Annotated in this window: 7 protein-coding genes; 6 read left to right on the top strand and 1 reads right to left on the bottom strand. The window is 53.5% G+C overall.

Annotated features, from left to right (window positions below; genetic code table 11):
• Positions 1-3 precede the first annotated feature (3 nt).
• From IRJ17_RS05555 to IRJ17_RS05580, 6 genes are read left to right on the top strand one after another with little or no spacing between them, the layout of a single operon-like run.
• Positions 4-3,387 carry a tubulin-like doman-containing protein gene (locus IRJ17_RS05555; protein ID WP_173600083.1) on the top strand — a complete coding sequence of 1,128 codons (3,384 nt, stop codon included), beginning with the start codon at positions 4-6 and terminating at the stop codon, positions 3,385-3,387.
• Positions 3,388-3,400: 13 nt separating this feature from the next.
• Positions 3,401-5,749 carry a hypothetical protein gene (locus IRJ17_RS05560; RefSeq protein WP_173600084.1) on the top strand — a complete coding sequence of 783 codons (2,349 nt, stop codon included), beginning with the start codon at positions 3,401-3,403 and terminating at the stop codon, positions 5,747-5,749.
• Positions 5,746-7,023, top strand: a complete 1,278-nt coding sequence (locus IRJ17_RS05565; RefSeq protein WP_242773625.1) for a vWA domain-containing protein — start codon at positions 5,746-5,748, stop codon at positions 7,021-7,023. The genes IRJ17_RS05560 and IRJ17_RS05565 overlap by 4 nt, the downstream gene beginning before the upstream one ends.
• A 17-nt stretch (positions 7,024-7,040) precedes the next feature.
• Positions 7,041-7,676: a beta-mannanase gene (locus tag IRJ17_RS05570; protein ID WP_122962414.1), complete on the top strand. Its 636-nt coding sequence runs from the start codon at positions 7,041-7,043 to the stop codon at positions 7,674-7,676.
• Positions 7,677-7,688: 12 nt separating this feature from the next.
• Positions 7,689-8,954 carry a TRAFAC clade GTPase domain-containing protein gene (locus IRJ17_RS05575; RefSeq protein ID WP_122962415.1) on the top strand — a complete coding sequence of 422 codons (1,266 nt, stop codon included), beginning with the start codon at positions 7,689-7,691 and terminating at the stop codon, positions 8,952-8,954.
• A complete protein-coding gene (locus tag IRJ17_RS05580; protein ID WP_173600086.1) occupies positions 8,954-11,461 on the top strand; it encodes a GAP1-N2 domain-containing protein in 2,508 nt (835 codons plus the stop codon). The genes IRJ17_RS05575 and IRJ17_RS05580 overlap by 1 nt, the downstream gene beginning before the upstream one ends.
• A gap of 239 nt (positions 11,462-11,700) precedes the next feature.
• Here IRJ17_RS05580 and IRJ17_RS05585 read toward each other — a convergent pair whose 3' ends face one another.
• Positions 11,701-12,309: a cupin domain-containing protein gene (locus IRJ17_RS05585; RefSeq protein ID WP_122962417.1), complete on the bottom strand. Its 609-nt coding sequence runs from the start codon at positions 12,307-12,309 to the stop codon at positions 11,701-11,703.
• Between the last annotated feature and the right edge of the window lie 55 nt (positions 12,310-12,364).

Here is a 12,364-nt window from a genome sequence, read left to right on the forward strand (position 1 = left end):
AACATGAAAGCAGTAGTGAGAGAGCATATCCAACAATTGGACGTATCGCTTGGCGGCGGTATCGTCAGTGACAAAATACGTGTAGACACCATCGACAACCCGATGCTCGTCATCGGTCTGGGTGGTACAGGCATCGATGCGCTGCTGCGCTTGAAGTACCAGGTGAACAGACGCTTCAAGCTGCCGGTAGACGCGCTTTCGAAAAAGCGCAAGGAGAAGCCGGACAATATCGAATTTATCGCGTTTGAGACGAACGAGCACGACCGCAACAAAAAGTACAAAGGCATCGGGCTCGATCCGGTGACTGAGTTTGTGCTTTTGTCCAACCCGGAAATCGGCGGCGTGCTGCAAAACCGCAGCATTTTGGAGCCGTACATCACGGACTGGCTCTCGCCGGAGCTGACGATTACGGACGGGATCAGCGGTGCGTCCGGTGTGCGCCAGGCAGGACGACTGCTGTTGTTCACGAAAATCACGCAAGTCGTGCAAACGATCGAGAAAAAAATCAAAATGCTTTGCGAGGGCACGAACAAAAAGCTGACGGTCTTCCTGTTGAGCGGTCTGTCCGGCGGAACGGGCAGCGGCTGTTTCCTCGATATCGCCTACATCGTACGCGGGATTTTGGAGCGGGATTTCGGCAGTGCGGGAGTAGACAAGGTCAACACGCTCGGCTATCTGTTTACGCCGGACGTCAATCTGTCGAACAAAAGCCTTAGCTCGCACACGCGCGACTACATCATGAAAAACGGCTACGCGGCTCTGAAAGAGCTTGATTACTGGATGAATGCGGACGAGCGCCAGGAGCGTTTCCGTCAGCAATACGGCAGTGTCCTGACCGTCCAGTCGCCGATGCCGCCGTTCAACCTGTGCCACTTGATTTCGGCGACCAACCTTGAGGGCAAAGCGCTGGAAAACGCCTACGACTACTGCATGAACGTCACCGCCGAGAACATTACCAACTTCATGGCGAGCGAAGAAAAGCGTTCAGGCGAAGAATTTGCGATTCACGACTACATCAGCAACATCCGTACGAACATCAACCAGATGCCAAAATCGTACGCGGCCAACTACCAATACAACGTCATCGGCGCTTCCTCCGCTGTTTTGCCGATTGAGGAAATGACGACGTATCTCGCATACCGCTTGTTCAAAAAGATGGAGAAAATGTTCCAGGTCGCTCCGACGCAAGAGGATGCGGAGAAATTCGCCCGCAAGCTCGGCATTGATATCGATTCGATTTCCCGCAAATTCGAAGAGCGGGTGCCGGAGCCGTTGCCAGGCTATGAGAACAGCGAACGGCTGAACTACAGCAACGTCATTTCGCAGCAAGTCGTGAGCATCGATCATGAGCTGGAACAAGGCTACCTGGCAAAAGCGCGGGAAGCGTACATCAAATGCAAAAAGCAGACGCCTGGCGAAATGATCGGCGTGTTCGGAGAAATGATTACCCGTGTTTTCCTGCATCCGCAGCAAGGGCCGTTTTACGCGTCCCGCCTGATTCATTCGGACAAAGGCTTTTGCCTGATGAAAATGATCCTCTCTTACGTGGAGAGCCTGAAAGCGACGCTGGAAAGCTACCCGCGGGAGATCGAGGGGGCGCGCGAGAACGCCAACGAAAAGCTCGGCGATGCGAGAAGCGCCTTTATCTCCAAGGAGAAAAAGAAAAACAGCTACATCGAAGCGAAAATCAACGAGTACCAGCTTTTGGCTGATCAGGAGAAGCTGGAGCAAATGATCGAGTTTTACGAAGAGCTGCACCGTTTGCTGAATGCGGAAAACAATCGCATTTACAACGTGTTCACAGAGATTTTGAACGCGCTCAACCTGATTTTTGAGCAAAACGGAGACATTTTGATCAACGGCGGGGAAGAGAGTGACCGCACAGGCAACAAAACGTACTACTGGAACATCGTCAGTGTGCCGGACATTGCCAAAGTAGTCGGGAACATTTTGGAGCAAAAGGATGCGGAGGACCTGATCCGCGACTTCACGAGCGAGCTGCTCCGCCATTCCGACAAGTGGGTCAAAGAGCAGGAGCTGGATATCGTCAGCTCGATCTCGGAGTTCCTCTCGGAGAAATTCGGCGAGCTGATTACGAAGTCGATGGAAGAGTTCCTCGTGATCAAATACGGGCAGGACGAGACGCTTGACCGCATCGTGGAGCGCAAAATCGCCAGCAAGCTGGACGAAGAGGCGATTCCGGTCTTCCACCTGAGCAACAATCTCGGCAACATGCACTTCCCTTCCTGGGGCTTCGTCTCTGTTCCGTTGAAAGCACCGTCGATCTTGAAAGGAATCCGCAACTACCAGGACACAGCCATCAGCGGTTCGCGGTTCACGGTAAAAGAAAGCGAAGTCAAAAACCGGATTTTCTGGCTGAATACGAAAAACGGCGTTCCGCTGTTTGCCTACACGCCGCTGAAAGTGTACGAAGAAAGCTATGAGCGCACGATTCTCGACCGGGAAGGCATTGGCCGCCACCTCGTGCAGACCGAAAAGAACAACTGGGCGTACCTCCCGTCGCCAATCCCGGAAAAATCGTGGGGAGACACTTATCAAAACGACCGGATCAGAGCCTACAACGCAAAAGTGCGGGAACTGTTTGACCGCGGACTGCGCTACGGCAGCATCCGGGAAAAAGGCGACGACAGCAAGACGAGCAACCGCTATGAGTGCGTCGTGACCAAACCGTTCTCCGTCGCCGCTTTTCTGGACAAGCATCAGGGAGGCAACGCCAAGCTGAGTCCCGGCGAGATCAAGCGAGCATTGGCTGAGCTGAAAGGCTTCATGAGAGACGGCCTTCCGGCAGAAACGGTGCGGGATATTTTCGGCAGCATCAACGAAGAGCTGGCGAAGGAAAACTTGATTCGCTCGCCGCAACTGATTCGCCTGTTGGAAGAAGAAGACCGCAAATACGCGGAAATCGAAGCGAAAATCCAGGAGCTGGAGCAAATCGTCAACGCCATCCAGGGCGAGGAAGAGATTTTGACCCGCTATATCGAGGCGCTCTACACAGGCACGATTTGCAAGCGCGGAGCCTTGTACGTCTACGACAAGGACGAAGAAGAGGAAGCGTGGGACCCGTTCGTCAACTTGATGAAGGTGAACAAGCACGTGGAATTTGCCATCTATGAAAAATTCCGCGCGCTCGACCACAAAAGCATGGCGACCCTCCAGCGCAAAGCGACAAAGCGCAGCGACGCGTTTGTGACGGCAGAAAATACCGAGCAGCTGCTGAATAAGCTGGACGAGATTGCAACGGCGTTCCAGGCTGTGAAAAACGATCTGGAGTACGACCGCGACGAGTATGTGAATGGCGAAGAGATGTACCAGTTCTACAAAAAAGTTTGGGCAAAAGTAAACGACATGCGCAAAACGCTGCAATAAGCAAGGAGGAAGCATGAGGGATTTGATTAACGAGTTCGCGACCCAATACGTGGAAGATTTGCAAAGACAGCTGGATAGCGGGTACGGACAGCGGAGCATTCAAAACCCCGTGCTGTTCCTCTTCGTCGGGGACAAGTGCGTGGAGGCGCTGCGAGCTGTCTGTGCGAGCAATGAGCGTGACTGGCAGAACAGCCGCGGCGTTCTCTACGTCCATGCTTATCAGGAGCAGACGTGGGAGCACCCGCAAGTGCTTGGTTGTCGTTTGCCCAAAGCCGATGTCGACAAAAAGACGATGCGTTCCTCCGTTCACGAACGCTTTTTGCAAGACGAAGCAGGGAAGGTAGAGCTGAACAAGCTCATGAAGCTGGCGAGCGTGCGCGTTGCCGAGATGGGCAAGCTGTTTTCGGCCTTTCAGCAAGTAAATATCGCTGTCGTGACCCGGGCCGATGATCCCGCTGCCATTCTTTTGCCCGAGCTGACATTGCTTCTGAAAAGCTACTTGAATGAGCTGTTCAAAAACGTGTCTGCTGATCTGTATGTTTTGTTGCAAGAGCGAAACAACGGGGAGGCATTCGGCTTTTCCTCGGCGCTCTCGGTCAGCTTTTTGGAAGAGCTGAACCATTATCAAAGCAGCGATTTCCGCTATCGGTCGCGTCTGCTTGTGACGGAAGATCTCGTCAAGCTGCCCGTCGAGCACGAGCGGGCGCCGTTGTTCTCGATTGCCTATCTGCTCAGTGACAAGACGGAGCAAGGCTTGTTTATCGAGGGCGGCATGCAGGAAAATTACGAGCTGGTCAGCAAGCTGGTGCTTTTGAACAACAAAAAGGCAGAACATGAGTTCAGCGAAGGCAACGAGGGCTACAGCAAGCTGCAATTCATTCGCAATATGGCAGGAGACGGCTCTGCGACCAGGTTTGCCACAGCAGGCTTGTCCAAAGTGAAGCGGCCGACGCATGCGATCGCGCTGACCGTGCTTGCGGCTGTGTTTGACCGCTATTGGGAGCAGTTGAGAGAGGGCGAGCTTGTGCCGAAAACAAAGGCGCGGGAAAAGCTGGGGCTGTCAGCGCATGAGCTGGAGCGCAAAATGGCGGCGATTTTGCCTGATCCACACGTGCTGGAGGAAATGTCGGGGCTGATGACGTCGGGGATCAGCTATGGGGAGCTGGCAGGCATGACGATGCGCGAAGCGGAGCTGGCGCTGTTCGACGGCAGCAGCCAAGCCTTTTTTGAAGCGAATATCGCTTCCGGCGCGAAGGCCAGGCTGGAGCGGATGCTTGCGCAAGAGCCTTTGGCGGATGTAATTCAGGATCAGGTCGTGGCAGATGAGCGCTTCGGCTTGTATGCCGCCTACCAGCTGACAGCGGAACTGGCCAACGGAGCGAATTTGCAGGACGAGCTGCGAACGGGAATCAGGGAAGCTGCCCGTCAGGTAGAGTTGATCCGTGCCGAGCTGAACGAGATTTATCAGCAGCGGGTCGATCGCCAGGACATTCGGTTAGGCGGTTTTTTCACCCGGGACAAGGAGCGCGTCCGTACGTTTACGCGCCATCTGCTGCAAGTCGTCTATGACAAGAAGCTGGAACTGCTGGAATGGGAGCTTTTGCTTGCCATGCTGGTTGACTACGAGCGACAGGCAGAGGCGATTCACAGGCAGATCGGGGAACAGGTCGAGCAACTGGAAGGGTTGCAAAGGCAACTGCGGGAGATCGCCCAGGCAAGCGTTCGGGAAGCGACCGATTACTTGGGGAAAAACGTGGACGAGTATTACGAGTCCGTCGTCCGCGACACGATGCGCTCGCTGGAAGCAGCAAAAGGCAGCGGATTTTACATGGAGCAGCGCTACATCGGCAGTGGCGCTCTTTTGTTCCAAAACCGGATAGCCGGTCTGGTGGAGCGTTTGTGCCAGTTTTGCCGCAACGAGATTTTGACCCGCTCGCCGTTTGCCCTGTCTTTTGAAGCAGAGCTGCTTGCGCGGGCCAATGTGGGAGCTGCTTACGATAACCGGACAGTCCTGACCCGTGACGATTTGTTTTTGGACTTGTCGCAAGTGCTGGAACAGCGGGCAGCGGTTCATATCGAAGTGTTTCATTTCTTGCAAAAGCACCGTTACGAGGAAAAGTATTTGTTCGCGGATATTCACAACGACTTCGTCCAGTACGTGCTGCGTCAGGATGAAGGCAACAGAACCTACAAGCAAGGCTGCATCCACGAAGAGCAAAAAAGCGGGATAGAAAAAATGAACCTGATGGGTGGATTCGGCGTGGAAGATTTGATGTTTTACCGCAACAACAAGAAGTATCACTCCTCCTATGAGGAGAGCGGCTTTGTATTTGGCCGCGTGGGAGAGGAGGGAACGTCATGAGTCAGAGGAAGCTGAGCCTGCTCATGGTTGTTTGCAGTCTGGTGGGCGGCGTCATCGGTTTTTTTGTAGGAGAAGTCATTCTGGAGCGTCTGGCTGGCGAGATGGCGCACTGGCTGTTAATTGGACTTTATTTTGGTCAATATGCTTTTTTCGTAGGGTTGATGTGCCTGCTCGCAGAAATGATCTCGCCGCGTTTGAACGGATTGGGCTGGAAGCAGCGCTATCTGGGCTTTTCCTGGAAAATGCTCGTGCCGAGCACCTTTGTCATGGTAGGTGTCGTGGCGATGCTGCTCCAATTGCTGTACGGCTCGTCTTTTCAAGTATCGAGCGGAGCGAACAACATCGTCATGCTGCTGGACACCTCTGGCAGCATGCAGCAGTCTGACCCGGACAACCAGCTGTTCAAGGCTGCTGCGGACATGGTGCAAAAAATGGACAACGATATGAAGATTGCTGTCGTCACGTTTAACGATCAGACACAAGTGTTGCAGCCGCTCGTAGCACTGAGCAGCCAGGCAACCAAGGACGATGTCGTGCAAAAGCTGTTGAATTTTCCCCGCACAGATGGGGGAACGAGCATCGATCTGGCGTTGAAGGCGGGCCTTGACCAGCTTCTCGCGGCCCAGCAAGTCGAGAACAGCACGGTTGTGCTGATGTCGGACGGATACACCAGCCTGGATATTCCTGCTGCACTGGCGCCTTTCAAGCAGCATCAGGTGATCGTCCATACGGTCGGAATGAGCCAGATGGACGCGGACGGTACGCGTCTTTTGGAGCAAATTGCCGCTGAAACCGGGGGCCGTTATTTCAACGTCGAGCACGCTGACGAAATGACGGGCATCTTCGGCCAGATTTACGATATGAGCAGACAAGATCGCAATCTCGTTCTCGAACGGACGGGAGCAACCGCACAAAGCACAGTGTACGCGATTTTGCGCGTGGTCAGCTTGCTGATCATCGGCGGTTTGCTCGGCTTGGCTTTGGGACTGATTTTTGACAATCGTCATTTGGCGAAAAGCTTTATTATTGGCGGCGCGGTGTCCGGCCTGCTGGCGGGGCTTGTACTGGAAATGGGGCTGTCCTCGATTTACTTGCTGGATGTGGTGGTGCGCCTGATCGCCTGCGCCGTACTTGCCGTCATTTTGACGCTGTTTACGCTGTTCATACCGGCTGCGGCCAGTGGCGGCTCGTCTTTTCAACGGCGGAGAATGGCGACACAGCAAAGCCCGCGCGCTTTGGGAGCAAGAGGCGAGAGCAAGCGGTTTGATCTGTAAAGGGAGCATGATGAACGATGATCAATCGGGAGGAAACAACGGAAGCCTTGATCAAAAACGTCACGTGCCAGCAGCAGGGGAGTGACTTCGTGCTGAACTGGCATTGGGGGCAAGACGTCCCTTGCGTCTATGTGCACAAGTCTTTGTTCGGCGCGCCGTTTGATGTCAGCTTGATCGAAGCGCACGAATGGAAGCTGTACACGCGCGAGGAGTACAAGGTGCACAAAGGGCTGTGCGAAAAGGCGGATGGCATCGGCAGGTACACGTATCGCATCTTTCCTTGCCGCCTGGAAAACGGCAAGCCGATCCTGCTTGTTCCGCAAGGTGACGCTCATGTGATTCATGTCAGTACGGGGAAGGCAAAAATCTACTACTCATTCAAGCGCAGCGGCAGCTGGTTTCGCAAGCAGCAAGCCTTGCAAATCCGGATTTTTTCGGAGATACCGATTGCCAAAGACGTTTTGTGCTATGTGAAAAAGGAAGGCTCTCCACCTGCTCACAAGGATGACGGAATGCAGTACCCGTTTATTCGGGATTTGGCTCCAGGGGTTAATCTGCTGCCAGAAATCGAGGTCAGGAAAACGGACGTCATCCGCCTCTTTTTTACGGACGGGAAAAAATACGGGGAAATGTACGAACTGATTCCTGAATAGGAGGATGAAGCCATGCTGTCGTTTTTGAAAAACATGTTTGAGAAAAAGCCGCAAGTGAACGAGCGGTTGCCTTTTTACGATATCGTCTGCCCGTACTGCTTTGCCAAATACGGCCCTGAAGAGGTGGTGTTCCGGGCAACCCACTACCGTCAGGACGACGAGGACTACGCCCTGCAAGAGGACGAGATTCTCAATGCGTACCGGGACAAATTCGGTCTGGATGCCATCGACGAGCTGGAAGCGGTCATCGATCCGGAGTCGATTCCGCCGGAAAATCATCTGTATGTCGATCAGGTGCTTGTCGGTGTAACCGATCGGTACGGGATGGTTTCCAAGCGCAGACTGTGCCCCAAGTGCCACAATGAGCTGCCGATTACAGCGGGTAAAGCACCGAGCAACATCATCTCGATTGTCGGAGCTTCCCAGGTGGGCAAATCGGTTTATATGACGTCTCTGATCCATACGTTGCAAAACTCGACAGCGAACCGCTTCCAGGCTGCCTGCATGCCGCTCAATGCCCAAATCAGCCGGAAGTTCCGCGAAAACTATGAAGCGCCGCTGTTCGAGCGCGGCCAGCTTCTCGATTCCACGCAAAAAGAGAAGCGGCAGGAGCCGTTCATTTTTCAGTTCATTTTCAAGGACAGCCAGAAGGCGCCGTTGATTCTCGTCTTTTTCGACGTTGCCGGTGAAGGAATGGTCGATCGCGAGTATTTGGAGCTGTATGCCGCCCACGTGAAAAATTCGTCCGGCATCCTGTTTCTCGTCGATCCGTTGCAAATCAGGACGATTCGTGACCGCGTCATGCTCAGAGCCGGGGATGAACCGGGCGAGTTCACCGCGCGATACGACGAGCCGCGCGAGGTTGTCATCACCTTGTTTGAGAACTTCATTGGCTACCAGGAGCAAAGCAAGACGGATATTCCGACAGCTGTGGTGCTGACGAAAAGCGATATGCTGCATCTGATCAAGGAAGAGGACGGCGAGTATATCAAGTCCAACAGCAACGTGTTCCGCAATTTCGTGCATGAGGAATATTTGAACACGGCTGAGTTTGAGAACATCAACGGGGAAATCAGCCGTTTTATCGAGAAAGTGGATCGGCCGTTCAAAGACGCGCTGGAGGTCTACTTTACCAATACGGCCTACTTCGCTGTATCAGCGCTGGGCAGCAATCCGGTCAATCAAAAGGTGAGCGGTGTCGTGACACCAATCCGTGTGGACGAGCCGTTTATCTGGTTGATGCATCAGCTTGATTACATCGAGGGGAGGGAGCGGTAGTGAACCGTCAGCCCATTTTGCAGCAATACTACACACGCGGGCGACAGGGTGTTTTCCGTTCAAACGAAGGCTACGATACCGTGGCCAGGACGCCGGGGCTGGACAACCAATTTATCAAGAAGACACTGCACCCTTTTTGCGTATACGATGCGCCCAGACAGCTTCAGGAGCGGGGGGAGGGCGAGCTGTCTTCCTACCCGGAAGCACTCGTTTGCTTTCACGCAGAGTCGGGAGAGATGGTTCTGGGCAGAAGCGTGTTTGTCGGAGCTGATTTTACCGGCCAGCGAAATACGTTTTTCAGCCACAACTACGTCATTCCTGCCGCGCGACGGGACGAGTTTATTGCGAAGCCGGAGAAAGTTTTCGGGGTGCGCTCGTTCGCGAGCAGCCACGATGACGCGCACGGCAAAGACTTGCCTGCTGTAGACGATCTTCCAGGGCAGCCAGACTTGACGGTTGACCGGAAGCGGCTGCTTGGGCAGCTCGGGATTGACGAGCGGCTTTTCAAACAGTTGCTCTATGCCGTCATGACCTCGCTCACAGCGAAGAAAAAGGTGTTCATCAGTCTCGATGTCGACATCAGCGAAGCCGCAACCAGGGCAAGCCAACTGCTGGAAGTATTGTACAACTGCTTGCCTTACGAGCTGCGCAGACATTTTGGCTTTCTCACATACAGCAGCGAGCCGCAAAGCAAGAAGCATATTCACGTCATGTTCGTGGAAAAAGGCAGCATTCGCCCGGGCGGCGGACATAGCGACAAGGACTTTTTGTTTGATTTGGCGCTTGGACGGGTGCAAAACGTCGACTTGCAGGATGGCGGACACGAATATCTCGATTTTGCCTGGGAAAATGTGAATGAGCCGCAGGCGCTTGCCCAATTCCATGCGTTTTGCGAGGAAGTGCTTGCGGGGGCTGATCAGTCGCTGGCTTTGCAGTTGCGCACGTATTACGAGCTGTGTGCGCTCTACTTGATCGAAAAAGGACGGACGGCTGTCTATGAAAAAAATCGGGCAGGGGTATGGCAGGCGCTGGTGAGTTATTTGCGCCACCCTGGTCTTATGAAAAACAAGCGGCTGCATGATTTGCAACTGTTGCTGTTTCGCATCGAGGTAGAAGCGCTTGCCGAGAAGAAGCTGCCCGACGGCGAGACGATCCGGCAGATGATCGAATCAAGTGATGCGAGCAAGCAGGATCGTCTGCGCGTGGACATGGTTCGCTACTTGCTGAATGTGCTGATGCGAGCGCAAGCAGCGGGACAGCGCGGGCTTTTGTCGGACGTGTTCAAGCATCTGGCTGCCAGCCCTGAGCTGTTTGGCATGACGATGAAGACGATTTTCCAATCCGAGCCATTGATCAAGTCGCTGTTCGAACGGTATTTCAGCGAGCGGCTTGCGGCTGTGACGACGATGGACAGCATGCTGGGAGAAATCCGCTTTTGGGCGCAGATGGCCCCGGAAGCGATGCGCCATGCCTTTTTCGCGGCAGAGACGACCGAGAAGTTGCTTCGCTTGTTCGCGCGTGAAAAAAACAAGCTGGATACCGCAATAGCCATTCACCAGTTTTTCGATAACCTGGACGGCGCGCGAAACCTTGCTGATTCGTTGCTGGACGAGCTGGACAAGTCGCTTTTGAAGCTGATTGACCTGGAGAAGCTGTCGAGAGACGACTTTCAGAAGATGATCGCGCTCCTGGAGGAAAAGCCGCAAAGCTTCTTCGGCACGCTGGACGTAGCGAGCAGGCAAAAGCAGGAGATGCTCATGAATGTAGCCCAACTGCGGGAAACGAAGGGGGTTCTGCACCCGACCGAGTTTTTCCGCAAGTGGGAGCGAGAAGAGGTGAGAATCCAGCAGCGAATCATTCAAAACATGCTGGCTTCGCCACTCGATACGGAAGACTTCGCGCACGTGCCGCTCGTCTTTTACCATGAAGACCGCTTTGGCCAGGACGGCTTTCAGTTCACCGAGATGCTCGACTTTGTCCAAAAACACGGCGGGGAAGAAACGCTGTTCTCGTTTGTGCAATGGACGTTGGCACAGCGCCTGTTTTTCGAAGGCAAGCAGCTGTTGCCAGCCTATCGTCTTGCTCTCAGGCAGCTTTTTCTGGAAAACAAGGCTGAAAGACTGCGCAACAAAGAATGGCGCAAGCGCTGGTCCGCGTTACGTCATGCCGATTTTCGCAAACTGCTTGAAGAGGTGCGCAGCGAGACAGCCAATCCGTTAGCCAAGCTGTTTCGGCACAAAAAGCTGATGCTTTCCGCTGTCGTCGTCCTGATGGGGGCAGGCGCCGTGGCAGGGTACATGCTCTCGCAGCAGAAGCCGCTGACGGAGCCGGAGCTTCCGCAGGAAAAGCCGGTGACTGAGCAGCCCGTCCCGGATGTGGTCCAGGCCGAATACGTTCCTGCCTACCGACTCATGCTGGAGGAGCCGCATATTCAGCCCGTTCGACAAAAAACAGCAGAAAACGGAACGCAAGACCTAGAGAGTACGGATAAGCCGACGGCGCCATAGAGACATGCTGCCTGGCTGAACGTGCTTTCATTGGGAAACAGGACTGATTTCCCGGTTTGTTTAGCGAGAGCAAACTGGTAAATCAGTCCTAGAAAAAATTTGAAGCATTGGAAATAGGTACAGTGTTTTGCTATCATGGAGGTATCAAGGCAAATTCAATCACTGAACCGGTAGTGCTCGATGAGCTAGGAATGTGTGAAAAGAATCAACATTTGCAGACACCCTACTGGAATGAACAGTCAGGGTGTTTTTTGCAGCGGTTGCTCGGGCAGGGCGTCTTCGACAGTGCCAATGTAGTATTTTTCCAGCGACTTGTCGGCACCTGTCCAATGCGCCAGCTTTGCCAGTAAACCGAACAGCGCTTTTTGCAGGAAAAGAGGCAGGTAGGGAACATAAAATTCCCCCATTTTGAACAGAGTGCCCAAGAGCAGGATGTTTTTAGGCAGGTACTGCTTCAAAAATGGCATGTAGAAGCTGCGACCGTCCGTATCCAGGCCGTATCCGCAACGGACAAACGACTCGAAAGTGCCGGCAGGACGGATTTCCGCGGTGAAGCTGATGAACTCTTTTGAAGGATTGTAAAAGCCGTGAATATGGTCGCGAGGGATGTCCAAAGTCTCTCCCGGCTTCAAAATGATTTTTTTTCCGTCAATTGTTACCTCTAAATTTCCGCTTATCCCTTCAAAGGTTTCCGTAAGTTCGGTATGATAATGTAGAAAAATTCCATTGTCAGGCGGCAGGTCTGTTCGGAAAAGCAAATATTCCCCCTTGGTTTCTTCTGTTGTTTTCAGAAAAGTGACTGTCTCATTGGTGTAAGGGTTACTTACGCTACGACTCAACTTTGCCATAGAGATACCTCCATAAGTATTAGTAGAAAAATAGCAGTTTATGACAGAATATATA

Origin of the sequence: Brevibacillus parabrevis (genome assembly GCF_022701015.1) — a bacterium.
In the GTDB taxonomy this organism is placed as follows: domain Bacteria; phylum Bacillota; class Bacilli; order Brevibacillales; family Brevibacillaceae; genus Brevibacillus; species Brevibacillus parabrevis.

Coding starts and splice junctions, on each gene's coding strand:
- IRJ17_RS05555 (WP_173600083.1), top strand. CDS start 4: ATGAAAGCAGTAGTGAGAGAGCATATCCAACAATTGGACGTATCGCTT.
- IRJ17_RS05560 (WP_173600084.1), top strand. CDS start 3,401: ATGAGGGATTTGATTAACGAGTTCGCGACCCAATACGTGGAAGATTTG.
- IRJ17_RS05565 (WP_242773625.1), top strand. CDS start 5,746: ATGAGTCAGAGGAAGCTGAGCCTGCTCATGGTTGTTTGCAGTCTGGTG.
- IRJ17_RS05570 (WP_122962414.1), top strand. CDS start 7,041: ATGATCAATCGGGAGGAAACAACGGAAGCCTTGATCAAAAACGTCACG.
- IRJ17_RS05575 (WP_122962415.1), top strand. CDS start 7,689: ATGCTGTCGTTTTTGAAAAACATGTTTGAGAAAAAGCCGCAAGTGAAC.
- IRJ17_RS05585 (WP_122962417.1), bottom strand. CDS start 12,309: ATGGCAAAGTTGAGTCGTAGCGTAAGTAACCCTTACACCAATGAGACA.